This is a genomic window from Streptomyces sp. NPDC047081, assembly GCF_040643775.1.
Classification (GTDB): Bacteria; Actinomycetota; Actinomycetes; order Streptomycetales; family Streptomycetaceae; genus Streptomyces.
The window spans coordinates 421,687-445,474 of record NZ_JBEYUY010000003.1 but is presented as its reverse complement, the minus strand read 5'-3'; the positions used below and the strand labels follow the sequence as shown (position 1 = coordinate 445,474).

Genomic DNA, 23,788 nt, shown 5'->3' with positions numbered 1-23,788 from the left:
CCCGGTGTCATGATGGTGAGTTATGGCTGAGGGGGATGGAGTGGCCAACCGAGAGATACGGGTACGTCTGGACCGGACCGCGAGTGAGGGCGATGTCGGCGCTCTCAGGGAGTGGCTGGCGCGGGAGCAGCCGCTGTACGTGTGGGCCAGCCGGGGCGAGTTGGCGATCGAGAAGCGCGAACGCAGCGAGGTCGAGCCCGGCAGCCCGATGGGCTTCGGGGACGAGATCGTCGTCGCGTTGATCGGCGCCGGCGCCTCCGCCCTGTTCAAGGAGCTGCTCCAAGCGGTCCGGTACGCGGTGGAGGCCTGGCGGGACAACCGCCGTGACGTCGAGGACGGTGAACCGCCCGGCGTCGACGTCGACGGTGTGGACCCCGACGCCAGGTAGCCCCGTGAGCCCCTTCGACCCCCGCGGGAAGGTGAACAGGGCGCTGCTCGTCGGCGTGAGCGAGTACGACGTCAGGAAGCCGACGCCGCACGGGGTCCCCGGCGATCTCCCGGCCGTCCGGCACAACCTGGACCGGCTGAAGGAAGTCCTGCCGGGCGGGCGGGTGTTCGGCGCCCACGAGGTCACCGTGCTGCGCTCGCCCTACCAGCACGACTTCCAGCGGGCGCTGCGGACGGCCGCGGGGGAGGCCGAGGGGCTGCTGCTGGTGTACTTCGCCGGGCACGGCGCCGTTCCCAGCGCGGCCAACGAGCTGTTCCTGCAGATGCGGGGCGCCGAGGTCTACCGGGGGCGCCAGGACTCCGTCTTCCCCGGCGCCGAGATGTTCACGACCGTGCTGACCATGCTGGACGCGAGCCGCGCCGAGCGGATCGTCGTCGTCCTCGACTGCTGCTACGCCGGCAACGCCGCTTTCATCTGGGAGCAGTTCCCCGACCGGCGCCGGGTGCTGCTGCTCATGAGCGTGCAGGCCAACCACCGGATCGACGCGGGGGACGAGGGGACTCCGACGCCCTTCACGAAGGAACTGGCGGAACTGCTCGGCTCCCAAGGGGATTTGACCTTCGGCGGGCTTTCGGAGCGGCTGCGTGACCGGATGCGGGCGGCCGGGCTGCGGACCGTGCGGGGCGAGGAGTGGGAGCCGCTGAGCAGGACGGAGCCGCAGGAGGACGTACTGCTGTCGGCGCCGCCCGTCAGGGTCGTGGCCCCGCCCGACACCGAGTCCCTCGACGGGCGTTCCGGTCCGCACCGCGAGGAGTCCGAGCGGCCGCCCGGAGGGAACACACCGAAGCCCCGCCGCATCTCCCTTGCCCCGGCCCTCCTCCGCCGCTCCCTCAGGGCCCTCGGCGCCTGGTTCGCCGGGCTGCGCGTCGTCTCCCGCATCGCCCTCGTCCTCCTCGCCCTCGCCACCCTCGGCCTCGGCTCCTACGGGCTCTCCGCCCTCCGTACCGGCGGCTCCTCCTGCGCCCCGCCCCTCGAACTGCGCGTCCTCACCGACCCCGATCTGGAGCCCACCGTCACGGCCGCCGCCGACGCCTATCTGACCTCCGGCGACAACACCGACGGCGACGGGTGCCGGCGCAGCGGGATCACCGTCTACAGCGCGGGCGCCGCCGACGCGGTGAACGCGCTGCGGCGGCAGACCGAGGTCTGGAAGGAGCCGCACGACGAGGACACCAACCCGCAGCGGGACATCGGCCCGCAGCCGGACGTGTGGATCCCCGCCTCGCCCGCCGACGTCGCGCGGGTCACCGCCGGGCAGGACACGGACAACGTCGCCCGTCTGGAGGCCGCCGAGCAGCCGCTCGCGTACTCGCCGATCGTGCTCGCCGTCCCCGACGACATCGCCGTCGAGCCGCTCGGCGAGCGGACCGGGCAGCCCCTGCCGACGCTGCTGAAGCAGCTGAAGGCGCGCGCTGAACAGTCCCAAGTACGGCGCCCCGACCCGGAGTTCGCCGACGCCGCGCTGCTCGCCACCCTGGGCCTGTACGGCACCGGCACCGATCCGGCCCGGGCCGAGCGGCAGGTCGCGCAGGCGGGGCCGCCCTCCCGTACCGCCGCCGACCTGCTGTGCACGCTGCCCGACGACACCGGCGTGGACGCCCGGACCGCCGCCCTGGTCCCCGAGTTCCTGCTGAAGACCGGCGTCGGCTGCGACGGTACGACCCGCAGTCCCCGTACGGCCGAGTACCCGGACGACGTCCCCGGCGTCGAGGCCACCTTCGTCCGCGTCCGCTGGGACGACGCCGACCGGGACGGAGGGGAGCGGGATCGCGCGGCCGAGCGGTTCCGTGCCTGGCTCGGCGGGGACGGCGGGCGGGCCGTGTTCGCGAGGGACGGGTTCCGGAGCGCCTCCCACGGGCGGGAGCTGCTCGACGCGCAGGACGTCGCCCACGGCGTCCTGCGTGATCCCTCGCCCCTCACCGAGGCCGCCGGACGGCAGGCGATGGAGTGGGCGCTGGACCGGTACCGGGGGGCCAACGGGCCCGGCCGGGTGCTGTATCTGCTCGACAACTCCGGTTCCATGAGCGGCCTTTGGGACGGTCCGAGCGGCGGGCCCGGACTGCTCAAGCAGTCGCTCGGCGGGCTGGGCGGCGACGACGAGTACGGGGTGTGGGGCGTCTCCGGGACCGGCGGGAAACGGCCGTACGAGGAACTGCTCGGCTTCGGGCGGCACGCGCGCAAGGACGCCGAGCGTGCCGTCGACAGGGCGAAGGTGCGCGACGCTGAGGCCGATCCGCACGCCGCGCTGCTCGCCGCGCTCGACCACATGCGCGGGCGCGGCCTCGACGACGACCGGCCCCAGCTCGTCGTGTACGTCACCGACGACGAGGACGACACCCGGCTGACCGGCGGCAATCTGGACGACGTCCTCGCGCGGGCCCGCAGCGCGAAGGTCCCGGTGACGATGGTGTCGCTGGTCAGCGGCGGCTGCGACCGGGGCAAGCCGGACGCCCGGATCTCCGCGGCGAGCGGCGGCCGCTGTCTGGACGCCGACGACGACCTCGGCGCGGGCCTGACCGACGAGGTCGCGCGCACCGGGACCGGGGAGGACTGAACGATGGGTGTACGGCGGCTCGTGGTGGGCCTCGGCTGCTTGCTGCTCGTGGCCGCCTGCACGGGTGGGGGCGGGTCGCGCGACGGCTCGGCCGCCGAGGTGCCGGGTGAGATCGTGGTCGCCAGCGGGCGGGACGTCACCGGCAAGAACGGCATCCGCGAGCAGCTCATCGACGCCTGGAACCGGCAGCAGGACCGGGCGGGTTCCGGGTATCGCGCGCGGCTCGTCGAGCTGCCGGGGAGCGCCGACGAGCAGCGCAGCCAGCTGCTCGGCGCCCTGCAGTCCGGCAGCGCGTCGTACGACGTGGTCAACCTGGACGTGACCTGGGTGCCGGAGTTCGCCGCCGCCCGTCTCGTGCGGGCGCTGCCCGCTTCGATGATCGACGGCGATGTGATCAAGTCCGTGGCCAGTACGGCCAGTTGGGGCGGCAAGGTGTACGCGGTCCCGTTCAACAGCGATGTCGGGCTGCTCTACTACCGGCGCGACTGGCTGGCGCGGGCCGGTGTCCGGCAGACCGACCTCAGCCGCTCCCCGCTCACCTGGTCGCAGCTCGACGCGCTGATGAGCGTGGTGAACGACCTCGACCCCCAGGGCTTCGAGAAGGCGTGGACCACGCAGCTGGCCGGTTACGAGGGGCGGACCGTCAACGCGGTCGAAGCGTTCGCGTCGGCGGTGGAGGACTTCTCGATCACCGACTCCGACGGGCATTACGACGCCACCGTGGACGAACTCGCCCAGGGGGTGGCCGAGTTGAGGCGGCGCACCGAGGGGGCCTATCTACTCCCGGACGCCGTGCACTCCGACGAGGCGGCCTCCATGGGCGACTTCGCGGCCGGCCGCACCGCCTTCCTGCGCCACTGGCCCTACGCCTACCGCACCCTCTTCCAGACCTTCACCGACAAGCGGCTCGGCGTGGCCCCGCTGCCCGGCCGCGCGGTGCTCGGCGGCCAGAACCTCGCGGTGACCGCGTCCTCCCCGCGGGCGACGAAGGCCGCCGAGCTGATCGCCTACCTCACCGGCAAGGAGAGCGAACGCTGTCTGCTGGACGCGGGGTTCGCGGCGACACGGACGTCGGCGTACCGCGACGACGACCTGCGCTGCACGACGGGCACCTCCTCCTCCCCGTCCGCCTCCCCCACCGGCGAGCGCGCCGACCCCATGCCGCGGGACGCGGCCGGGCGCCCGAAGTACGCCCGCCCGATCCTGCTGCCCGCCCTCCAGAACGCCGTCCAGCGCCCCCGCACGCCCCTCTACGGCGCCTTCACCCAGACCTTCACCGCCCAGCTCGGCGCGCTGTTCGGCGACAGTCCGCCGGAGGACGAGACGCTGGCCGAGAACCTGGACGCGGCCTTGCGGAAGGCGCTGCCGGACTAGGTGAGGTAGGCGAGCGCACCCGACACCAGGGTGCGCACCCCGGGTGTCACGGTCGACAAGTCCGGCGCGAAGTGCGGGCTGTGGTTGCTGGGTACGGCCAGGAACTTCTCCATCAGGTCGGTGCCGGGGGCCGCGTCCCACACCTCGGCCGAGGTGGTCGTGACGAACCAGTACGAGTACGGGATGCCGCCCTGCGCGAGGTGCGGGAAGTCCTCGCTGCCCATCACCGGGCCGAAGTCCAGCACTGTCCCCGCCCCGAGCGTCTCCTCGTGCACGGTGGCGATGCGCCGGTCGGTGTCGGCGTCGTTCAGGGTCACCGGGAAGGTCGCGCCCACCGTCACCTCGGGTTCGCGCGGGCAGCCGGCCGCCAGGGCCTCGCCGGCCGCGATGCGCCGGATCGCGGTGAGCATCCGCTCGCGGACCTCGTCGGACTGGGTGCGCAGGTTGAGGGCGATGCGCGCCTCGGACGGGATGATGTTGTGCCGGGTGCCCGCCTCGATACGCCCCACGGTGAGGACGGCGGACTCGCGGGCGGCGATCTCCCGGGCGACGACGGTCTGCAGGCGGGTGACGAGGTAGGCGGCGGTGACCACCGGGTCGACGGTCGTCTCGGGGCGGGAGCCGTGTCCGCCGCGGCCGTGGACGACGATGTCGACGTCCGTCGAGGCCGACATGATCAGGCCCGGCGAGTGGGCGTAGAAGCCGACGGGTCCGGGCGCCGCGTGCTGCCCGAGCAGGACGTCCGGGCGGGCGAAGCGCTCGTACAGGCCGTCGGCGACCATGGCCTGTGCGCCCTCGCCCGTCTCCTCGGCGGGCTGGCCGACGACGAGCAGGGTGCCGGACCAGGCGTCCCGCCCGGCGGCCAGCGCCTCGGCCGCTCCGGCCAGCCAGGTCACGTGCATGTCGTGCCCGCAGGCGTGCATCACCCCGGGCACCTCGGAGGCGTACGGCAGTCCGGTCTCCTCGGCGACCGGCAGCGCGTCCATGTCGGCGCGCAGCAGCACGGTCGGGCCGTCGCCGTTGCGCAGCAGGCCGACGACGCCGGTGCCGCCGACGCCCTCGGCGGTCTCGTATCCCGCCTTGCCGAGCCGCTCGGCGAGCTTGCCGGCCGTGCGGTGCTCGCGCAGGGACAGCTCGGGGTGGCGGTGCAGGTCCCGGTAGAAGTCCTCCAGGTCGGGGACCGGGAGGTCGGCGGTGAGGTCCAGCGCGGTGCGGGCGGCGGCAGAGGTCATCCCGGCAGCGTACGCAGGTCGGGCGCCGGTTGGGCGTAAAGGAGCGGCCGCCGACGCCGGGGGGGGAGAGGGGGCGTCGGCGGCCGCGGTCTGCGGCGCGTACGTCAGAAGGCGGGGACCGCGGACGGGCGGGCCTTGTTGACGTTGCTGATGAAGTTCTTGCCGATCTGGAAGTTGGCGTTGCCCCAGTTGCCGTTCAGCTTGCCCTGGAGGCTGCTGTCGAGGCTGGAGAAGTTGACCAGCGCGGGGGTGTCCCAGCCGCCGTTGCCCCAGGCCACCGGCTTCTCGCCCCACTTGGCGAAGCGGAAGGCGTGGGTGCTGGCGCCGTCCTTGTGGTAGACGATCTCGACGTGGTTGCCGTTCATCGGCACCTCGTTGATCGGGTGGGTGCTGTAGCCGCCGTGCCGGGAGGCGGCCAGGTAGCGCGGCTTCTCCTCACCCTGCTTCTGGAAGACGACGACGGACTCCCAGTCGTGCCGGTGCCCGCAGTCGGTGATGCCGGTCGGGTCGCACTGGTCCTTCTCGAAGTACAGCGTGTACGCGTAGGCGCACCAGCCGTTCTTGCACAGGGACTGTGCGTAGGTGTTCGCCTTGCCGAGGTGGCCGGTGCGGCACTTGCCGGTGAGCGAGCCGGACGGGTTGAGGCCGCCGTTGACGTTGCCGTTCGCGTCGACGGCAGCCGCTGGGAAGCAGCTGTCCGAGTCGTAGTCGAAGTACGGCTGGTACTTCGCCTGGAAGGTGCTGCCGCTGTAGGGCAGCGGGTTGAGGACGCCGGCGTCGGCGCTGCCCGCCAGACCGACGGCCAGCGCGGTGGCGCTGAGCGCCACGAGCGAGGCCTTGCCGATACGGGACTTCGTTCGCTGGAACATGCGGGTGCTCCCCGTTGCTCGGTGGCCGGATCCGGGCGGATCCGGGGTGACGGCACCGAGACTGGCAACCGGGGAATTGATCGGCACCCCCCTTTGATCAGGGCAATCAATCCCGGACAGCCCTGTGCTATGTCACATAGCACAGGGCGCGCCTCGGCTCAGGCGTACGGGTCGAAGCTGATCCCGCTCGGCAGGGCCTTGTTCAGGTGGTCGTCGAACTTGGAGTCCTGCAGCGGGAAGTTCGCGTCGCCCCAGTCGGAGGCGTTGAGGATGTCGCGCAGGTTGGACGCCATGTTCTCCCAGGTGAGCAGGTTCTCCTGGTGCCAGGCGGCGTCGTCGTTCTCCGGGGTCTCGCCCCACTTGGCGAACCGGAAGTCATGGGTGCTCAGGCCGTCCTTCTGGTAGACGACCTGGACGCGCTGGCTGACCATCGGCACGTCGGCGACCGCCTCGGTCTCGAAGTCGCCGTGCTGGGAGGCGGACAGGTACGACGGGGTGGAGTCGCCCTCCTTGACCCAGACGACGATGCACTCCCAGTCGTGGCGGTGGCCGATGCCCGGGGAGGCCTCGTCCTTCTCGAAGTAGCTGGCGTAGATGGTGCCGCACCAGCCGTTGTTGCACTTGGTGCGCGAGTAGGTGTTGGCGTGGTCCAGGTGCCCGGTGCGGCAGCTGCCGGTGACCGAGCCGGTCGGCTTGAGGCCGCCGTTGAGGTTGCCGTCCGGGTCGATCGCGGCGGCGGGGTAGCAGCTGTCCGTGTCGTAGTCGTACAGCGGCTCGAAGTTCTTCTCGTACGTGGTCGCGTTCTCCGGCAGGTTCTGCAGCACGCCCGCGGAGGCGGTGAACGGCAGGGCGACGATGAGCGCGGCGGCGCTGCCCGTGACGGCGGCGGCGCGGGCGAGGCGGAGGGTCCTGGTTCGGGACATCGGGGGGCTCCAGTCGACGATCCACTCGACCCGGACATGACATCCGGGGGTCGACCGGAGACTGGCAACCCGAGGGCTCGATGGAAAGGCTTTTCTACGAACGCCGGGCGGCTTTTTACCCAATTGATCAACTGGGGTTCACAGGAATGTGGTGTCAGACGCCTACGAACGTCGTGAAAGCCACCAGTGGGACGGAGGTGGGCGCGCCCGTGGGCCGACCCGAGAGACCTGTTGACCCCGAGGCCGGACCCGTCCAGCGCCTCGCCCATCAACTGCGCGAGCTGCGCAAGGCCGCCGGCGCGCCCTCGTACCGCACGATGGCGAGGACCGCCGGTTTCTCCGCGACCACGCTCTCCCAGGCCGCCGCCGGTGAGCGCCTGCCGTCCCTCGACGTCGTGCGCGGGTACGCGCGCGCGTGCGGCGCGGATCCCGAGGAGTGGGTGCCGCGCTGGAAGGAGGCGGAGGCCGAGGCGAGCGGCGCGGCCCGGCCCGACGAGAACGTCCCTCCGCCCTACCGGGGCCTCGCCCGTTTCGAGCCCGCCGACCGTGAGCTGTTCTTCGGCCGCGACGAACTCGTCGCCGAACTGCGGGACCTGGTCTGCGACCACCGTTTCGCCGTGCTGTTCGGCGCCTCCGGCAGCGGCAAGTCCTCCCTGCTGCGGGCCGGTCTCATCCCCGGCCTCCAGCACGAGATCGCCGCCCGGGGCCGCCCGGCCGTGCTGCGGGTGCTCACCCCGGGCGACCGGCCCGCGAGCACGTACGGGCATCTGCTCGCGCCCGCCGAGGGCGAGCCGGAGGCCTGGGTGGTGGTCGACCAGTTCGAGGAGGCCTTCACCCTGTGCCGGGACCGCGCCGAGCGGGCCCGCTTCATCGACCTGCTGCTCACCGCCCGCGACCCGGACAGCCGCCTGCGCGTGCTGATCGCCGTACGCGCCGACTTCTACGCCCGCTGCGGCGAGCACCGGGGCCTCGCGGACGCCCTGCGCGGCGCGGGCCTGCTGGTCGGTCCGATGAACGCCGACGAGCTGCGCGAGGCCGTGATCAGACCGGCGCAGGCCGTCGGCCACCTGGTCGAACGCGAGCTGACCGCGACGATCGTCGAGGAGGTCCTCGACCAGCCCGGCGCCCTGCCGATGCTCTCGCACGCCCTGCTGGAGACCTGGCGCCGGCGCAAGGGCCGGATGCTGACGCTGGCCGCGTACGAGGCGGCGGGCGGGGTGCGCGGCGCGATCGCGGCCACGGCGGAGGAGGTGTACGGGCAGCTGACCGCGGCTCAGCGCCGAGCGGCCCGGCAGCTGCTGCTGCGCATGGTCCAGCCCGGCCGCGGCACCCCCGACACCCGCCGCCCCCTCACCCGCGCCGAACTCGCGGAGTGGGCCGACCCCGACGTACCGCCCGCCGTGGAGCGGCTGGCCGCAGCCCGGCTGCTGACCGTCGACGAGGAGGGCGTCCACCTCGCCCACGAGGCCCTGATCAGCTGCTGGCCCCGGCTGCACGGCTGGATCGAGCAGGACCGCGAACGGCTGCGCCACCACCGCGCCCTCACCGAGGCCGCCCGCACCTGGCTGGAGCACGACCGCGACCCCGGCGCCCTCTACCGCGGCACCCGCCTGGCCCGCGCCGAGGAGCTCTTCCCCGACCACACCACCGACACCGCGCTCACGGTGACCGAACGGTCCTTCCTCACCGCCGCCCTGGAGGTCCGCGAGGCGGAGCGCCGGGCCGCCGCCCGCGCCGCCCGCCGCCACCGCGTCCTCACCGTCTCGCTCTCCGCGGTCCTCGCCATCGCCCTCCTCACCGGCTTCGCGGTCTGGCGCGAGTACGACGACAACCAGACGCAGCGCACCCAGAACGCGGCCCGCCGGGTCGCCGACGTCGCCGACGCCCTCCGTACGACCGACCCGCGCACCGCGCTGCTGCTCGGCGCCGCCGCCTGGCGCGTCGCCGAGCTCCCGGAGACCCGCCGCGCCCTGCTCGGCTCCCTGGCCCAGCCGGAGACGGACACCTACACCGACCCCACCCCCGGCGACGAGACCCGGCGCACGCTCGCTGGCACCGGCCGCGTCCTGCTCAGCGCCGACGGCCCCGACTGGCGCACCTGGAACGTCACCACCCACCGCGCGATCGCCTCCGGCAAGGTGCCCCGGGGCACGGTCACCGGCGCCACCCCCGACGCACGGGTGCTCGAAGTGACCCAGGGCGACGGCATACGGCTGTGGAACACCGCCACCGCCCACTGGACCGGCGGCAGCGACTGGCTGCACGACGTCGGCGACGTCCGCTTCACCGGCGACGGCCGCGCGTTCCTAGCCATCGAGGGCGCCGACGTCCGCCTGCGCTCGGTCACCGACGGCAAGGTGCTGTTCGAGACCCGGTCGCCGGACACGGGGATAGCCGAGGTGAGCGGAAACGGAAAACTGGCGGCCCTCTGCCCCTCGGGCAAGACCCCACAACTGTGGGACACGGCCACCCACCGCGCCCTGCCCGGCGCCTGGCAGCACGACCGCCTCTGCGACGAGGACACGGCGTTCCTCGCGCTGGGCACCCACCGCCTGGCCGCCGCCATCGACACCGGCGTCCGCGTCTGGGACACCACCACGGGCCGCAAGCTCGCCGACCTCTACGACCCCGGCGTCCTCTACACCTCCGTCAGCCCGGACGGCGACTTCGCAGCGACCGCAGACCACTCCGAACTCCGGGTCTGGCGGCTCGCGTCCCCCGGCGCCCCCGTCCTCCGCCACGAACTCAACAACCAGCACCTGTACGGCGGTCTCGTCTGGGACCGCGACGGCCGCACCCTCCGCTACCTGGAGGGCGGCACGGTCCACACCCTCGACCTCGGAGCGGCCGTGACCCGCTCCTGGCGCGGGACCCCGCTCGCCGAGGTACGCCTCAGCCCGGACGGCCGCACCTACGCCACGGCGGAACGCACGGGCGACCACTACGACTTCCGGCTTTATGCCACCGCCGACGGCCGCGTCCTGCACACCTTCCCCCCGCTGCCGGTCCCGGTCTCCGCCGACCCGACCCTGCCGGTCGTACCCGCGGACACGCTGCCGCTGGCCGCGTTCAGCTCGGACGGCACGCGGTTCGCGTACGGCGTCTCGGCGCCCGGCCGGGAGGTGCGGCAGCAGCCGGTCGCGCTCTGGGACCTGCGGCACGGGCGCGCCCTGCGCTCACTGGACCTGCCGGGCGGTGCGCTGATCGACGTGGGCCTGGGCAGGGACGGCCGCACCCTGTACGCGGTCCGCTCGGCCTACCTCGGCTCGCTGACCGACGAGGTGTGGGACGTGACGCACCGTCACCGGACGACGGTCCTGACCGGTGTCTCCGGCAGCCACTTCGCCGTCAGCCCCGACGCCGGGCTGCTGGTCGGCGAGGGCCGGGTGGCACGGCTGCCCTCGGGGCGGGCCGCCGGTCACGATCTCGTCCAGGGCGACCAGATCGGAGCGCTGGGCTTCACGGCCGACGGTTCGCTCCTTGCGGCGGGCGATCAGACGGGCCGGGTAGCGCTGTGGGACGGGACCGTGGAACACCGCGAGGGGATCCTGCGCAACACGTTCCCGAGCCCGCTCGGCACGACCCCCGAGGGCGTGACGTCCCTCGCCTTCAGCCCCGACGGCCGCACCCTCGCCGTAGGCGGCAACGCGGGCAGCCTCCAACTCTGGGACGTAGCCACCCAACAGCCCCTCGGCAACCCCCTGACCACCCCGGGCGAGGAGATCGACTCCCTGGCCTTCAGCACGGACGGCAAGACGCTGTACGCGTCCGGCGTGAACGTCCCGCTCCAGCGGTACGTCGTCGATCCGGCGCGGGCGGTGGAGAGGGTGTGCGCGCGGGCGGGGGGCGCGGGGCTGACACGGGGGCAGTGGCGGACGTATGTGCCGGAGGCGGGGTATCGGAAGGTGTGCGGGAGTTGATTGATTGCGCGGGTTTCTTGATTTCCACTACCTGAGCGAAATCGTCCAGTTACTCTCAGCTACATGGCCAACATTCGCGAACTCGACCCGAGCGCCTCCCCGTTGGACTACTTCGGCTACGAACTCCGCAGAAGGCGCGAGGCGGCGGGGATGAGACTGGCCGACCTCGGCTCCGCGATCTTCTGTACGGGGTCGCTGATCGGCCAGATCGAGACGGCGAAGAAGGTGCCGACCCGGGAGTTCGCGGAGCGGGCCGACGCGGCGCTGATGACGGACGGGTGCTTCTCGCGGCTGGTGGGGCTGGTGTTGAGGAGCCAGTTGCCGAGCTGGTTCCAGGCGTATGCGGAGATGGAGGCCAAGGCGACGTACATCTCCACGTACCAGGCGCAGGTCGTGTACGGGCTGCTGCAGACGGAGGCGTATGCACGTGCGGTGCTGGGCGCGCCGCAGCCGGACAACCTCGACGAACTGGTCGGCGCCAGGCTGGAGCGCCAGCGCCTCCTGGGCAAGAAGCACCCGCCGGTGGTGTGGGTGGTGCTGGACGAGGCCGTGCTGTACCGCCCGATGGGCAGCCGCGAGGTGATGCGGGAGCAACTGGCGCACCTGCTCAGCTTCCGTGATCAACGGCGGCTCAAGATCCAGGTGTTGCCGTTCTCGGCGGGCCAACACCCGGGTCTGCCGGGCGCCTTCAACCTCCTGCGCTTCGACGACCACCCGGACATCGCGTACACCGAGGACTTCATCCAGGGGCACATGACCGCCAATCCGGACGCTGTCAGCGAGGGCTGGCTCCATTACGATCAACTGCGGGCTTCCGCACTCTCCGTGCGGGACTCGGCAGAGCTGATCGCCCATGTGATGGAGGAGCGCTATGCAGACGAGTCGACAGCCGAAGGGCGCGACGTGGCGTAAGTCCAGCTACAGCAGCAGCAGCGGAGGCGACTGCGTAGAGGTAGCGGCGCGGTGGCGTAAGTCCAGCTACAGCGGCAACACCGGCGGTGATTGCGTCGAGGTCGCCCACCTCGAACCCCGTGTCGCCGTCCGTGACTCCAAGAACCCCGCCCACGGCATCCTCGCCCTCTCGCCGGAGGCGTTCGCGGTGTTCGTCGGTTATGTCAAAGGCTGACTACAGGCCGGCGATGCTGTCCTGCACCGACTTGCCCCAAGCCACGCCCTCGGCGTGTGTGTTGGCGAAGTCCGGGTCCACGTAGATGTGGATCCTCTTGATGAGTTCACCCTCGAACTCGAACACATTGCAGAACAGCCCGAAGGAGGAGACGCCGTCAGGGAAGTCCACGCCTGACGTCGTCGTTCCCTTCTCCGCACCTTCGACGATCACGTGGTTCCCGGACGACAACACGGTGAAGCCGTCGATCTCGTGCTCGAGCGACGCGATTCCCCGGGCGAGCCCCTGAGTGAATGCTCCGATCTGCGCCTTCCCTCTCGCGATGCCGAACTTCGGGTAGAACATGCGGGCATCCTCCGTGAAGAAGTCGACAACCGCGGGGTTGCCGGCGTCCACCATGCGGAAGTAGCTGATCGCGATCTCTTGGCGACGCTTCTGGATATCGCTGACGGCGCTCACTTTTCCTCCAGGCACGGTCCGGTTCTTGACTGGTTCGTCCAGAACGCTAGCCATCTGGACACCGCCCGGGAGCGGTTCTGGTCGGGTGGGTACGCCGCCACGCGGATGGAGGACATCGCCGAGGCGACGGGGCTCGGCAAAGGCAGCCTGTACGGCGCGTTCGGCGGAAAGCAGGAGCTGTTCCACCGTGTGTTCGACGACTACTGCACCTCCGTCGTCGACGCTGCGAGCCGGCAGCTGCGCGGCGACGACGCGGACGCCTACGCGCGGCTGTCCGCCCACGTGCACGGGGTGGCGGCGGCGACTGCTGCGGACACCGCCCACCGCGGATGTCTGCTGGCCAAGGGCGCGGCAGAGCTGGCCGAACACGACGAGACGGTGGCCAAGCGAGCGCGCGCGGCCATCGAGGCGCTGCAGGTGCTGCTGGAGGGCGACATCGCAGCGTGCCAGCGCAATGGCGACATCGCAGCGGACGCGGATCCGGGAAAGCTGGCCGCGCTGGTGCTCGCCGTACTGCGCGGCATCGAAGCGCTGGGCAAGGCCGGAGCGGGCGAGGAAACGCTGACCGGCATTGCCCGGACGGCCCTTGCCGTACTGCCCCGTCCCGCTCGCTGAGAGGGCGGACCGTGAGCTGATGCCCATGTCTCCGTATCCCCGCCGAAACGTAACAGCACACCCGTTCGAGTGAACGACTCCGGATTCGCGGGACGGGCTTCCCGTCTACCCTGAGATGGTCGCGTCGAGCGAAGGAGGTCTGTCATCTCCGGTCCTTACGACCCTGACGGCGACAGTGACGCGGACAGTGGCGTGCCCGACAACTCTCACACGAGCGTGGAAGCGGCCTTCGAGCGCATCAGTGCGGCAGCCCCCCTGGGCTGGCGCGTGGAGCTGATCGAAGGAGAGATCTGTGTGACGCCACCGGCCAACGGGGAACACGGGGAGTCTGTGTTACACCGGCATCGGCCTGAGGGTTCCCGGCTCGTCCGAGACCGGTCGTGTCCTTCCCGACCTGGCCATCGCCCCGAAGGGCAGCTTCCGCGGGCCCGAGAAGTGGAACGACCCCTCTCCTGTGCTCCTTGTCGCCGAAGTCACCTCCACCAGCACCGCCGACCGCGACCGCACCAAGAAGATCCACGGCTACGCTCGCGCCGGCATCCCCGTCCACCTGTTGATCGATCGCGAGGAGGAGGAAGTCACCGTCTACTCCGAACCCTCCGGCGATGACTACGGCCAAGCGCCCAAGGTCAAGCTCGGGATCGCCATTCCCCTCCCCGCCCCCCTCGACTTCGAGCTGGACACGGCGGAGTTCTGAGCTCCCGTTCCCTCAGCCCCCGTGGCCGGCCTGCTGCACCTGACCAGGTGGCGGTGTCGTGTCCGCCGCCCTCGCCGGGCCGGCGTTCGCGGCCAGGACCAGGGCCGCCACTGCGATGATGGCTGCGCCGAGACCTCGGGCGTAACGCTCGGAGATGTGTCGAAGCACGGCAACCTCTCAACAGCGTTTCAACAGAGATGTATTAAGCGCACTTAAGACGCCGCTTAACCTAGAGGTCCATGTGGGGCAACGGCAAGAGGGCCAGGGGGAGTTGGCGATGTCGGACCGTGATGATCCGGTGACGATCGGGAGAAGGGTCCAGCAGCTGCGGGGCGAGCGCGGGCTGACGCAGCGGCAGTTGGCGGAGCCTGCCTATACACCCGCCTATATCTCCACCCTTGAGGCCGGCCGGGTCCGCCCCTCCGACGAGGCGCTGCGGCACATCGCCGAGCGGCTCGGGGTCGCGTACGAGGAACTGGTCACCGGACGTCCGGCCCGCCTCGCCACCGACCTGCGGCTCAGGCTGACCGAGGCGCAGCGCACGCTCGCGGCCGGCGAGGCCGAACGCGCCGCCGAGCAGTACACCGCGCTGCTCGGCGAGGCCGAGGCGCACGAGCTCGCCGACGTCCAGGCCGCCGCCCTGCTCGGGCTCGGCGAATGCGCCATCGACACCGGTGAACTGGGCGCCGCCCGCACGTACTTCGAGCGCTCCGAGCAGACCCTCGCCGACGCCCCGCTGCCCGCCCGCGTCCCCGCCCTGCGCGGCCGTGCCGTCTCCCACTACCTCGCCGGTGAACTCCGTTACGCCGTCTACCTGTTGGAGTCCGCCCTCGACGAGCTCAATCGTGGGGGGCTGCACGACCCGGACGCCCTGCTGCTCCTGTACGCCAGCATCATCGGGCCCTACATGGACATGGGCGCGCACGCCCGCGCCGCCCAGGCCGCCGAGTTCGCCCTCGCCCTCGCTCCACAGGCCGCCGACCCCGCCCTCGTCGCCCGTATGCACCGCTCGGTCGCCCGCACGCTGCTCGCCGAGGGCCGGATCGCCGAGGCCGACGCGTCCCTCGCCAAGGCCGCCGAGCTGTACCGGACGCTGCAACTGCGCACCGAGCTCGCCAACTGCCACTGGATGCGCGGGTACGTGTGTGCGCAGAACGGCGAACTGGAGCGCGCCGAGGACGAGTTGAGGCTGGCTCTGAAGATGCTCGCGGAGGGGCGCGCGGCGCTGTACGGCAGCCAGGCCGCGGTCGAGCTCGCCGACGTACTGCACCGGCGCGGCAAGTCCGAGGAGGCCGCCACGCTGCTCCACGACACGCTCAGCGACCTCAGCCCGGAACGCGGCGCCCTGCACTCCGCCGCCGCCCACCGCCTCCTCGGCATCATCGCCGAGGACGCCCGCGACACGGAGACGGCCGAGGAACACTACGTCCGCGCCCTGAGCCTCCTGGAACGCGCGGGCGCGGCAGGCGACCTGGCCGACCTGTGCCGCCTCCTCGGCGACCTGCTCCGCCGCACCGGCAGGGTGGAGGCCGCACTGGACGCGTACCGCACGGGACTGGGCCACCGAACGGCCCCGGGCACGACCACGCTGGGCCCGGCCCCGGCCCAGCCCCCGCTCTGACCGACCCCCCACAGCCCCCTCTGTGGCCACTCCCATCCCCCGCACAGCCCCCGCTGGTTAGCCTTCGCGAGGGCAGGGAGCCGGACGGCAGAGGCGGGTGTGGTGGAAGAGCGGCGAGTGGTGGCCGACGGTGTGCGACTCGTCGTACGGGCCCTCGTGTACGCCGTTCTCGGCGGCTCCGCGCTGATCGCCATCGCCACCGTCGTCTCCGTCCTCGGGCCGATGCTCGCGCTCGACCTCTACACCCCGCCGGTCGCCGCCTGGTGGACCGTGTTCACCGCGATCGCCGTGCAGGGGGTTCCCTTCCTGCTGCTGGGTACGGTCGTGTCCGCGGCCATCGGCGCCTTCGTGCCCGAGCGGGTCTTCAGCCGCCTCCTCCCCCGCAACCCCGCCCTCGCCGTCCCCGTCGCCGGAGCCGCGGGTGTCGTGCTCCCCGGCTGCGAGTGCGCCTCCGTGCCCGTCGCCGGCAGCCTGATGCGGCGCGGTGTCGCACCGCCCGCCGCCCTCGCCTTCCTCCTCTCCGCGCCCGCGATCAACCCGGTCGTGCTGGTGGCCACGTCCATCGCCTTCCCGGGGCAGCCCAGGATGGTCCTCGGCCGCCTCGTCGCCTCCCTCGCGACCGCCGTCGTGATGGGCTGGCTGTGGGCGAGGTTCGGCCGCGACGACTGGCTGCGGCCCCCGAAACGGCACGCCCCGCCCACCGCCTCCGGCCTGCGCGCCTTCGGCGCCGGGCTGCAGCACGACTTCCTGCACGCCGGCGGCTTCCTGGTGCTCGGCGCGGCCGCCGCGGCCACCTTCAACCTCGTCGTCCCCCGCTCCGTCCTGGACGTCTTCACCGGCTCCGCCTGGCTGTCGGTCCTGCTCCTGGCCGTCCTCGCGGTCGTCCTGTGCGTGTGCAGCGAGGCCGACGCCTTCGTCGCGGCCTCCCTCAGCGGCTTCCCGCCCACCGCCCGGCTGGCGTTCATGGTGGTGGGCCCGATGGTCGACCTGAAGCTGATCGCCCTGCAGACCGGCACCTTCGGCCGCGCTTTCGCCGTACGGTTCTCGACCGCGACCTGGGCGGTCGCCGTCACGAGCAGCGTGGCGGTGGGGTGGTGGCTGTGGTGAGGCGATACGGGTCTGCCGTGCTGCTCGTCCTCGTCGGCGCGGCCATCCTGCGGATCTCGCTTCTCAGCGATCTGTATCTGCGGTACGTGCAGGCGGGGTTGCGGCCGTATCTCGTCATCTCGGGGGTGGTGCTGGTCGGACTCGGGCTGCCGGCAGCGGTCGTACGCAGTCGGTCGTACGACGATGACGAGCACGGTGAGGATCACGGCCACGCGCACCACGGCCCCCGCCTCGCCTGGCTGCTCGCCCTCCCCGCGCTCGCCCTGCTGCTCTTCCCGCCGCCCGCCCTCGGTTCCTACAGCGCCGAGCGGGAGGCGGCTCAGGTCGCCGCGCAGGGGGTCGGGAGCTTTCCCGCGCTGCCGGCCGGGGATCCGGTGGAGCTGACGCTCGCGCAGTTCAGCTCGCGGGCGATGTACGACAGCGGGCGGTCGCTGAAGGGCCGTACCGTCCGGATGACCGGTTTCGTCACGCACGGCGACGACGGCACCTGGTACCTCACCCGGCTGCTCGTCTCGTGCTGTGCCGCCGACGCCACCACCAGCAAGGTCGAGATCCGGGGCGCCGAGGCTCCGCCCGTCGACACCTGGGTGACCGTCACCGGCACCTGGCATCCCAAGGGCAAACTCGGCACCGACGCCGCCTGGCCGCCCGTACTCGATTCCGCCACCGTGCGGACGGTCCGGCAGCCGGCCGATCCCTACGAGCAGCGATAGGCGCACCACCAGGCGTTTCGCCCCTCCTGGGAGGGGTAGTCGGGCAGCGCTCCCGAGCGGGCCGTTACCAGGCCCGACCCCTGCCTCGGCGAGTCCGTTCCGGGAGTCCACGGAGGTGTACCAGCGCGAAGGAGGCGGTGGCCGTGCGGCCCGACGACGAGCGCCACGGCTTCCCCGGGGACGAGTTCCGCTCCGGCGGCGACGGGACCGGTTCGAACGGTGGGGCAGGCTGCCGTCCGGAGGACGGTGATCCTTCCGGGAGCGGTGACGCATCCCGCGCCCCGCGCCCCGCGCCCGGCTCGCGCCCGGCGCCCCGCGTGGACCGGATACACGCCGCCGAAGTCGTCGCCGAGGAGATGCGGGGTGCCCGGCCCGAGGAGGTTCCGGCGCGGCTGTGCCGGCTGGCGGTGCGGCTGCTGCCGGTGAACGGCGCGAGCGTGTCGCTGCGCAGCGACGGGGCCGCCGTGCGGATCGGCGCGAGCGGCGAGGACGCCGTGCATCTCGCGGAGGTGCAGTCCACCCTCGGCGACGGGCCCTGCCAGGCCGCCTGCCTGGCCGGTGAGCCCGTGCTCGCGAGCAACCTGACGGCGGGCCGGGACGCGGGGCGCTGGCCGGTCTTCGCACAGCAGGCCACGGCCGCCGGTGTACGGGCGACGTACTCGGTGCCGCTCGGTCCCGGAGGGGACTGCTTCGGCACCCTCGACCTCTACCGCGACACCCCCGGCGAGCTCACGGAGGAAGAGCTGCGCGTGGCGCTGCTGGTGGCCGGTGTCATGACGGTGGCTCTGATGGAACTCCCCTGGGACGAGAACGGAGACGGAGCGGGCCAACGCTGGTTGGACGGCCTCGCCACGGACCACGAGGTCAACCAGGCGACCGGCGTGGTCATGGCGCAGCTGGGCGTCGACGCGGACGTGGCGCTGACCCGGCTGCGGGCGCGCGCGTTCGTACGGGGCCGGACCGTCACGGAGCTGGCGCGGGACGTGGTCGCGCGGCGGGAGAGGTTCGAACGGGACTGAAGTACCGGCGTGCGGTCGGATTCGGGACAGCCCCTAGGATTCCGGTCATGGACACGCTCGGTTACACCCTGGCTGCCGTTGCGCTGCTCATCGGCGTCGGCAGCATCGAGAACCGGATCTCCCGTGCGGACCAGCGGGTGGCGCGGGTCGAGCGCAAACTCGATCTGATCCTCGGCCACTTGGGGCTGCGCGAGGACGAGCCGTGGAGCGCGGAGGTGGCCGACCTGGTGCGGGCCGGGAAGAAGATCGAGGCGATCAAGATGTACCGGGAGGCCACCGGGGTGGGGCTGAAGGAGGCCAAGGACGCGGTGGAGAAGCTGGGTTAGACCCGCTGGGAGGCTCGGCAGGGGGTCGGCTTCAGACCTGTACCCGCGCCTGCTTCCTGATCTCCGCCAGGCGCTGGACGCCCAGCTGCAGGGCCCCGTTCGTCGCGTCGGGCGATACGTCGCCCAGGCCGCCGTGGGTGAGGGCGATCGTGTCGTCGCCGATCCGGACCGTGGCGACGTCCAGGGTCAGCACCGTCTGCTCGCCGTCCGCGTTCTCGCCGGTCAGCGTGACCCGCAGGCCCTGGCGGGTGTCCCCGGTGTTCGGCAGCGCGGTCTCCGTGACCCGGACGTTCTGTACGGCGCCGTGTTCGGTGACCGCCGTGAACGTGCCGCAGGTCTTCGGCAGCGTCTTCATCCAGGCCAGCGTCCGGTCCACGTCCGGGATGGGCAGGTCGAGCACCTGGTAGCGCAGCTGTGCCTGGTCCATCGCGTCGTCCAGGCCGGTCACGGCGCGGGTGCCGGGGTCGCCGCCGAACAGGTCGTCGGCGTACAGGGCGTCCAGGAGCCGCTTGCAGTCCGGTGCCTCGGTCGTCGCCTTGAGCAGCCCGTCCCGCCAGGTCGCGGCACCCTGGGTCGGAGCCCACGGCTCGCCCAGATCGGTCGCGGTGACCAGCGCGGCCTGGGCCTGCGCCTGGGTGAGCGAACGGGGTGAGGCGGCGGGGCTCGCCGAGGGCTTGGCGGTGGGGGAGACGGTGGGCAGGGGGGCGTGGGCCTGGGGCATGGTCGACAGGCAGGCGCTTGTGCCGAGCAGCACGCCGGAGGACAGGGCGGATGCGGCGAGGAGACGGCTGGCGGCAGGGATGTGGGGCATCGGGGCCTCCTCGGCGTACAAGATCAGCGGTGACTGACTCCAAGGGACCACCAAGCACGGGGTCCCACCAGCGCGCCGGTCCGTCCGGGGTACGGGGCTCCGCCTCGGGTTGCGGAAAACCGCTCGTGCCGCCGCCCCGCCCCGCGCTACCGTCCCCGCATGCAGCGTGCCCAGTCGTTCCTCACGACGACGCCGGAGAGTGTCCCGGCGCGCTGAGTCCTGTACTGGATGTCCGAAGCCCCGGGGCGAGTGCCCCGGGGTTTCTTCGTGGTCGCTCGCCCCTCCCGCCCTTTCGACGCGAGGAGAACGCCATGTACGACCACCGACGTCTCGGCCGTGAACTGGAACTGTTCGACACCGATCCGCTGATGGGCGCGGGGCTGCCGTACTGGCTGCCCGACGGTGCGGTCGTGCGGCACACCCTGGAGGAGTACGTCCGGGAGATCGAGCGCGCCGCCGGGTACCGGCACGTGTACTCGCCCGTGCTCGGCAAACGGGAGCTGTACGAGATCTCCGGGCACTGGTCCCACTACAGCGACGACATGTTCCCGCCGATGCGGCTGGGCTCGGAGGAGGTCGTACTGCGGCCGAGTCTGTGTCCGCATCACGCGCTCATCTACCGGTCCCGGTCGCACAGCTACCGCGAACTGCCGCTCCGTATCGCCGAGTTGGGCGGCATGTACCGTTCCGAGCTGTCCGGTGTGCTGGGCGGGCTGACCCGGGTGCGGTCCATCCAGCTCAACGACGCGCACATCTTCTGCACCCTGGACCAGGCCGTCGACGAGGCCCGTGACGCCCTCGCGCTCATCGCCCGCGCCTATGCCGACCTCGGCATCCGCGCGCACCGGTACCGGCTCTCGTTGCCCGGTGAGGGCGGCAAGTACGTCGCCGATCCGGGGCTGTGGGAGCGGGCGACCGGGCTGCTGAAGGAGGTGCTGGCCGAGGCGGGGGTGGAGTACGAGGAGGCGGCGGGCGAGGCGGCGTTCTACGGGCCGAAGATCGATGTGCAGATCGTGGATCCGGCGGGGCGTGAGGCCACCCTGTCCACCGTGCAGATCGACTTCCATCAGCCTGAGCGGTTCGATCTGCGCTACATCGGCGCGGACGGGGCGAAGCACCGGCCGGTGATGGTGCACCGGAGCATCATCGGCAGTGTCGAGCGGGTGGTCGCGCATCTTGTGGAGGTGCACGGCGGGGCGTTTCCGGCGTGGCTGGCGCCGGTGCAGCTGGTGGTGCTGCCGGTGGGGGAGGAACAGCGGGCGCGGGGGGAGGAGTTGGTGCGGCGGGCGGTGGCGCGGGGGGTACGGGCGGAGCTGGCCGGGCCGGAGGAGGGCACCCTCGGGGCGCGGATCCGGGCGGCGCGGCTGGTGCCGTACCAGGCGGTGATCGGGGAGCGGGAGGCCGCCGCCGGTGACCTGGCGGCGGTGCGGCTGCGGGGTGGCCGGCGGGTGGGGGCCGCGGGTGGTGGGGAACTGCTGGACCGGGTCTGCCGGGGGGTGCGTCGTGGGTCGGGGCCGGGGCGGCACGGCGAACCCGCCGCCGACGGTGTCACCGTCCGTTGGGAAGCGGGCGAACCCGAGTAGCAACGTACGCGGCGGGTTGCGCCGCACCGCCCCGACCCACTCCCGAGCGTGCGCGCCCGCGGGCCGGTGGGGCCGCACCAAGCGGGTCCCGTTGTCTTGCGGCTGCGGGGCGCCGCGCCGCGCCGATCTGCTCCCGCGCGTGCGCGCCTGCCGGCCGGTGGGGCCGTGCCGACCTACTCCCGGGCGTGTGCGCCGGCGGTGTGGTGGTGTCGGCTGTGACCCGGTTGCCGGTGTGGTCGTAAGGTCGCTGTCGTCCGGTCGCGTGGGGTGGCTTGGGGATGTGGAGGGTGTTGTGATGGGCGGTCTGCCTGTTCCGGTGATCATTGACTGTGACACCGGGGTTGATGACGCGCTCGCCCTGCTGCTTGCCGTGCGGCATCCGGGGCTGGAGTTGCGTGCCGTCACCTGTGTTGCCGGGAACACCGATGTCGACGGGGTCGTGCGGAACACCTTGACCGTGCTGGAGGTGGCCGGGGCCGGGGACATTCCCGTCGGGCGGGGTGCCGAGCGGCCGTTGATCGAGCGGGCCCGGTCGGCTCGGCATGTGCACGGTGAGGACGGGATGGGGGATATCGGAGGGTTGCCCGTGCCGCGGCGGGGTCCCGCCGACGTGGATGCCATCAGCTTGCTGCGGCGCGAGATTCTCGCCTCCCCGCGACCCGTCACGCTGATCCCGACCGCGCCGCTCACCAACATCGCGCTGCTCCTTCGTACGCACCCCGAAGTCGTCCGCAACATCGAGCGGATCGTCTTCATGGGCGGCGCGGTCGCCACCGGGAACGCCACGCCCGTCGCCGAGTTCAACGTCTGGCACGATCCGGAGGCCGCCGCGATACTGCTGACCGCAGGGGTGCCGATCACCATGTACGGCCTGGACGTCTTCCAGCGGGTCGTCGTCCCCGGCGCGGATGTACGGCGGCTGCGAGCCAGTACGGAACCGGGCACCCGGCTCGCCGGCGAGCTCCTCGCGCACCGGCCCTCCGCGCCCGACCCCGACGGCGACGACCCCTCCGGCGGCCTCGGCGACGCGGGCGCGGTCTGCGCGGTGATCGACCCGGAGGGGATCGGTACGCGGCTGTTGCCCGTCGAGGTCTCGTTGGCGCCCGGACCGACCCGGGGGCAGACCATCGTCGACCGGCGTTCGCGTCCCGGTGAGGCGGAGATCCATGAGGGTGGCCGGCAACAGGCCCTGGTGCACGTCGCGTTGGACGTCGACGTCGAGCGGTACGTGAAGCTGTACCTGGAGACCGTGGAGCGTACTGACTGAATTTCCCGAAAGGTGAAGTGCGGTGTCCGAATGCCGCCTTGTCCGGGTCCGTGGGGCTGGGCAACGCTCGTGGGGCATCGTCCGACACTCCACCTCTCGGAGAACCCCCCATGTTGCGCGTGCACTTCACGGCGGAGGACATCGCGCGCGTGCGCGTCGCCGCCGTACCCGATCCGCTCTGGGAGATCGCCAACAGTTTCCAGTTACTGGCTTCTTCCGACGACTCTCCCGTGTTCGGGCAGTGGCGGCGTCTTGTACGGCCGCTGCTCGGGCCGGCCGACACACTGCTCACCGCGCTGCTGCCGCCCCGCGGCTACTCGCCCGACTTCCTCACCCCCGACCGGCTCGGCACCCATGACCTGGCGAGCGCCGTCGACACCGTGCTGACCACGCCCCGCACGCGGCTGCGCGCCGACCTGACCCGGCTCGCGGTCTCCCCGCACCTCCGTAGGCTCCTGCCGGACGTCCGTCCACTCGCCGACGGCGACCCCGAGGCGTTACGGCGGCTCGGTGCCGCCCTGCACGGATACCACCGGCGAGCCCTGGCCCCCTTCTGGCCGCAGATCCGGGCCCAGGTCGACGCCGACCGGCAGGACCGGGCCAGGGCGGCGCTCGCGGGCGGCGTCGACGGGCTGCTCGCGGGGTTCTCGCCCGCGCTGCGCTGGAGCCCGCCGGTGCTGGAGGCCGACTATCCCGTCGAGCGCGATGTGCATCTGGGTGGGCGGGGGCTGGTGCTGCAGGCTTCCTTCTTCTGTGTGCGAAGACCCGTCATGCTCGCCGACCCGGCCGCCGACCGGGCGCCGGTTCTCGTGCACCCCATCGAGCACACCCTCGGCTGGGCCCGCGGGCGCGGCGGCGGGCGGTCCGGGGCGGAGCTGGGCGCGCTGCTCGGGCGTACCCGGGCGGCGATCCTGGAGGACGTCGTCACCGGGCGCACCACCGGTGAACTCGCCGAGCGGGTCGGCATATCGGGGGCGGCGGCCAGTCAGCACACGGCGGTGCTGCGGCGGGCGGGGCTGCTGCTGAGCGTGCGGCGCAAGCGGTACGTCCTGCACACCATCACGCCCGCGGGCCTCGCCCTCCTCACCGGCACGCGCACCTCCGTTTAAGGCACGGCTTCAACT

The 23,788-nt window shown here is 72.2% G+C and carries 20 protein-coding genes and 1 pseudogene; 16 read left to right on the top strand and 5 right to left on the bottom strand.

Features of this window, described 5'->3' with window-relative positions:
* Nucleotides 1-22 precede the first annotated feature (22 nt).
* The 3 genes from ABZ848_RS07795 to ABZ848_RS07785 are packed head-to-tail and all read left to right on the top strand — an operon-like array spanning nt 23 to nt 4,376.
* On the top strand, nt 23-388 hold the full coding sequence (locus ABZ848_RS07795) for a hypothetical protein (RefSeq protein ID WP_360826877.1): 366 nt from the start codon (nt 23-25) through the stop codon (nt 386-388).
* 4 nt (nt 389-392) lie between these two features.
* Complete coding sequence (locus ABZ848_RS07790) at nt 393-3,002, top strand: substrate-binding domain-containing protein (RefSeq protein WP_360826875.1); 2,610 nt, start codon at nt 393-395, stop codon at nt 3,000-3,002.
* Nucleotides 3,003-3,005: 3 nt separating this feature from the next.
* Nucleotides 3,006-4,376, top strand: a complete 1,371-nt coding sequence (locus ABZ848_RS07785; protein WP_360826872.1) for an extracellular solute-binding protein — start codon at nt 3,006-3,008, stop codon at nt 4,374-4,376.
* On the opposite strand, the gene ABZ848_RS07780 is transcribed toward ABZ848_RS07785, so the two are convergent.
* From ABZ848_RS07780 to ABZ848_RS07770, 3 genes are all read right to left on the bottom strand, one after another.
* On the bottom strand, nt 4,373-5,608 hold the full coding sequence (locus ABZ848_RS07780) for an amidohydrolase (protein ID WP_360826869.1): 1,236 nt from the start codon (nt 5,606-5,608) through the stop codon (nt 4,373-4,375). The two genes, ABZ848_RS07785 and ABZ848_RS07780, sit on opposite strands and share 4 nt — an antisense overlap.
* Before the next feature lie 104 nt (nt 5,609-5,712).
* On the bottom strand, nt 5,713-6,477 hold the full coding sequence (locus ABZ848_RS07775; RefSeq protein ID WP_360826866.1) for an NPP1 family protein: 765 nt from the start codon (nt 6,475-6,477) through the stop codon (nt 5,713-5,715).
* A 158-nt stretch (nt 6,478-6,635) separates the two neighbouring features.
* Nucleotides 6,636-7,400, bottom strand: coding sequence for an NPP1 family protein (locus ABZ848_RS07770; RefSeq protein WP_360826864.1), 765 nt, complete (start codon nt 7,398-7,400; stop codon nt 6,636-6,638).
* 209 nt (nt 7,401-7,609) lie between these two features.
* Between ABZ848_RS07770 and ABZ848_RS07765 the strand changes: the two genes are divergently transcribed.
* The 3 genes from ABZ848_RS07765 to ABZ848_RS07755 all read left to right on the top strand — a co-directional run bounded on the left by ABZ848_RS07765 (nt 7,610) and on the right by ABZ848_RS07755 (nt 12,446).
* Entirely contained in the window at nt 7,610-11,320 is a 3,711-nt protein-coding gene (locus tag ABZ848_RS07765) for a helix-turn-helix domain-containing protein (protein WP_360826861.1), read from the top strand.
* Nucleotides 11,321-11,383: 63 nt separating this feature from the next.
* Entirely contained in the window at nt 11,384-12,232 is an 849-nt protein-coding gene (locus ABZ848_RS07760; RefSeq protein WP_360826858.1) for a helix-turn-helix transcriptional regulator, read from the top strand.
* Entirely contained in the window at nt 12,192-12,446 is a 255-nt protein-coding gene (locus ABZ848_RS07755; protein WP_360826855.1) for a DUF397 domain-containing protein, read from the top strand. Before ABZ848_RS07760 ends, ABZ848_RS07755 begins: the two co-directional genes overlap by 41 nt.
* Here ABZ848_RS07755 and ABZ848_RS07750 read toward each other — a convergent pair whose 3' ends face one another.
* Complete coding sequence (locus tag ABZ848_RS07750; RefSeq protein ID WP_360826852.1) at nt 12,447-12,905, bottom strand: nuclear transport factor 2 family protein; 459 nt, start codon at nt 12,903-12,905, stop codon at nt 12,447-12,449. It lies immediately after the preceding gene.
* 54 nt (nt 12,906-12,959) lie between these two features.
* Here ABZ848_RS07750 and ABZ848_RS07745 point away from each other — a divergent pair, with 54 nt between their 5' ends.
* The 7 genes and pseudogenes from ABZ848_RS07745 to ABZ848_RS07715 all read left to right on the top strand — a co-directional run bounded on the left by ABZ848_RS07745 (nt 12,960) and on the right by ABZ848_RS07715 (nt 19,003).
* Nucleotides 12,960-13,520 (top strand): TetR family transcriptional regulator, encoded by a 561-nt coding sequence (locus ABZ848_RS07745; protein ID WP_360827225.1) that lies wholly within the window; start codon nt 12,960-12,962, stop codon nt 13,518-13,520.
* Between the two features lie 192 nt (nt 13,521-13,712).
* Nucleotides 13,713-14,217: pseudogene (locus tag ABZ848_RS07740) on the top strand (Uma2 family endonuclease).
* A gap of 277 nt (nt 14,218-14,494) precedes the next feature.
* Nucleotides 14,495-15,838, top strand: coding sequence for a helix-turn-helix transcriptional regulator (locus ABZ848_RS07735; RefSeq protein ID WP_360826849.1), 1,344 nt, complete (start codon nt 14,495-14,497; stop codon nt 15,836-15,838).
* Between the two features lie 102 nt (nt 15,839-15,940).
* Nucleotides 15,941-16,945, top strand: coding sequence for a permease (locus ABZ848_RS07730; RefSeq protein WP_360826846.1), 1,005 nt, complete (start codon nt 15,941-15,943; stop codon nt 16,943-16,945).
* A complete protein-coding gene (locus tag ABZ848_RS07725) occupies nt 16,942-17,658 on the top strand; it encodes a TIGR03943 family protein (RefSeq protein ID WP_360827222.1) in 717 nt (238 codons plus the stop codon). The genes ABZ848_RS07730 and ABZ848_RS07725 overlap by 4 nt, the downstream gene beginning before the upstream one ends.
* A 143-nt stretch (nt 17,659-17,801) precedes the next feature.
* Nucleotides 17,802-18,677, top strand: a complete 876-nt coding sequence (locus ABZ848_RS07720) for a GAF and ANTAR domain-containing protein (protein WP_360826843.1) — start codon at nt 17,802-17,804, stop codon at nt 18,675-18,677.
* A 47-nt stretch (nt 18,678-18,724) separates the two neighbouring features.
* Nucleotides 18,725-19,003, top strand: a complete 279-nt coding sequence (locus tag ABZ848_RS07715; protein WP_360826840.1) for a ribosomal protein L7/L12 — start codon at nt 18,725-18,727, stop codon at nt 19,001-19,003.
* Nucleotides 19,004-19,034: 31 nt separating this feature from the next.
* Here ABZ848_RS07715 and ABZ848_RS07710 read toward each other — a convergent pair whose 3' ends face one another.
* Nucleotides 19,035-19,814 (bottom strand): hypothetical protein, encoded by a 780-nt coding sequence (locus tag ABZ848_RS07710; protein WP_360826837.1) that lies wholly within the window; start codon nt 19,812-19,814, stop codon nt 19,035-19,037.
* Here ABZ848_RS07710 and thrS point away from each other — a divergent pair.
* The 3 genes from thrS to ABZ848_RS07695 all read left to right on the top strand — a co-directional run bounded on the left by thrS (nt 19,775) and on the right by ABZ848_RS07695 (nt 23,773).
* Entirely contained in the window at nt 19,775-21,397 is a 1,623-nt protein-coding gene (gene thrS / locus ABZ848_RS07705; RefSeq protein ID WP_360826834.1) for a threonine--tRNA ligase, read from the top strand. The two genes, ABZ848_RS07710 and thrS, sit on opposite strands and share 40 nt — an antisense overlap.
* 295 nt (nt 21,398-21,692) lie before the next feature.
* Nucleotides 21,693-22,664: a nucleoside hydrolase gene (locus ABZ848_RS07700; RefSeq protein WP_360826832.1), complete on the top strand. Its 972-nt coding sequence runs from the start codon at nt 21,693-21,695 to the stop codon at nt 22,662-22,664.
* 110 nt (nt 22,665-22,774) lie between these two features.
* Nucleotides 22,775-23,773 carry a helix-turn-helix domain-containing protein gene (locus tag ABZ848_RS07695; protein WP_360826829.1) on the top strand — a complete coding sequence of 333 codons (999 nt, stop codon included), beginning with the start codon at nt 22,775-22,777 and terminating at the stop codon, nt 23,771-23,773.
* Nucleotides 23,774-23,788: the final 15 nt, after the last annotated feature.

What these genes read in the sequence shown, in the direction of transcription:
- ABZ848_RS07795 (WP_360826877.1), top strand. Translation starts at nt 23, where the DNA reads ATGGCTGAGGGGGATGGAGTGGCCAACCGAGAGATACGGGTACGTCTG.
- ABZ848_RS07785 (WP_360826872.1), top strand. Translation starts at nt 3,006, where the DNA reads ATGGGTGTACGGCGGCTCGTGGTGGGCCTCGGCTGCTTGCTGCTCGTG.
- ABZ848_RS07780 (WP_360826869.1), bottom strand. Translation starts at nt 5,608, where the DNA reads ATGACCTCTGCCGCCGCCCGCACCGCGCTGGACCTCACCGCCGACCTC.
- ABZ848_RS07775 (WP_360826866.1), bottom strand. Translation starts at nt 6,477, where the DNA reads ATGTTCCAGCGAACGAAGTCCCGTATCGGCAAGGCCTCGCTCGTGGCG.
- ABZ848_RS07770 (WP_360826864.1), bottom strand. Translation starts at nt 7,400, where the DNA reads ATGTCCCGAACCAGGACCCTCCGCCTCGCCCGCGCCGCCGCCGTCACG.
- ABZ848_RS07760 (WP_360826858.1), top strand. Translation starts at nt 11,384, where the DNA reads ATGGCCAACATTCGCGAACTCGACCCGAGCGCCTCCCCGTTGGACTAC.
- ABZ848_RS07755 (WP_360826855.1), top strand. Translation starts at nt 12,192, where the DNA reads ATGCAGACGAGTCGACAGCCGAAGGGCGCGACGTGGCGTAAGTCCAGC.
- ABZ848_RS07735 (WP_360826849.1), top strand. Translation starts at nt 14,495, where the DNA reads ATGTCGGACCGTGATGATCCGGTGACGATCGGGAGAAGGGTCCAGCAG.
- ABZ848_RS07715 (WP_360826840.1), top strand. Translation starts at nt 18,725, where the DNA reads ATGGACACGCTCGGTTACACCCTGGCTGCCGTTGCGCTGCTCATCGGC.
- thrS (WP_360826834.1), top strand. Translation starts at nt 19,775, where the DNA reads ATGCGGCGAGGAGACGGCTGGCGGCAGGGATGTGGGGCATCGGGGCCT.
- ABZ848_RS07710 (WP_360826837.1), bottom strand. Translation starts at nt 19,814, where the DNA reads ATGCCCCACATCCCTGCCGCCAGCCGTCTCCTCGCCGCATCCGCCCTG.
- ABZ848_RS07700 (WP_360826832.1), top strand. Translation starts at nt 21,693, where the DNA reads ATGGGCGGTCTGCCTGTTCCGGTGATCATTGACTGTGACACCGGGGTT.
- ABZ848_RS07695 (WP_360826829.1), top strand. Translation starts at nt 22,775, where the DNA reads ATGTTGCGCGTGCACTTCACGGCGGAGGACATCGCGCGCGTGCGCGTC.